The 766-nt window shown below is 49.9% G+C and carries 1 protein-coding gene; it reads right to left on the reverse strand.

From position 1 onward, the window contains the following. Window positions 1-766, reverse strand: a 766-nt coding sequence (locus tag QUA34_RS24870; protein ID WP_333389748.1) for an Ig-like domain-containing protein, incomplete at both ends; no start/stop codon positions are given.

The raw sequence follows: 766 nt of genomic DNA on the forward strand, positions 1-766 counted from the left end.
GTGTTACCGATGGCGCGGGTGTTGGCGTTACCGATGGTGTTACCGATGGCGCGGGTGTTGGCGTTACCGATGGTGTTACCGATGGCGCGGGTGTTGGCGTTACCGATGGTGTTGGTGTGGGAGTTAGTGCAGTATTTACAGTCAAATTAACTACACTCGAAGCAGTAGAAGTATTACCCGCAGCATCCTTAGCTGTCGCAGTTAAGGCGTAAGTACCATCAGTTAAAGCCGTTGTCGGTGTAAAAGTCCAATTTCCCGAAGCATCCGCCGTAGCAGTACCCAAAGAAGTTGTACCTTGTAAAATGTTAACGGTACTATTAGCTTCAGCAGTTCCCGTCACAGTCGGAGTGCCAGTGGCTGTTGTGCCAGCGGCTGTTGTAATGGTGGGTACTGTGGGTGCAACAGTGTCTACGATGAGACTAACTACACTCGAAGCAGTAGAAGTATTACCCGCAGCATCCTTAGCTGTCGCAGTTAAGGCGTAAGTACCATCAGTTAAAGCTGTCTGGGGGGTAAATGTCCAATTCCCAGAGGCATCAGTAGTCGCAGTACCCAGAGAAGTTGTGCCTTGTAAAATGTTAACGGTACTATTAGGTTCGGCAGTTCCCGTCACAGTCGGAGTGGCATCGTTTGTTGTACCAGCGGCAGTAGTGATTGTAGGTACTGTCGATGCTGTGGCATCGATTGTGAGATTAACTGGAGTTGAAGCCCCAGAAACATTACCCGCAGCATCCTTAGCTGTAGCAGTGAAGGCATAAGTGCCATC

This window comes from Microcoleus sp. POL10_C6 (assembly GCF_036701585.1).
In the GTDB taxonomy this organism is placed as follows: Bacteria; Cyanobacteriota; Cyanobacteriia; order Cyanobacteriales; family Microcoleaceae; genus Microcoleus.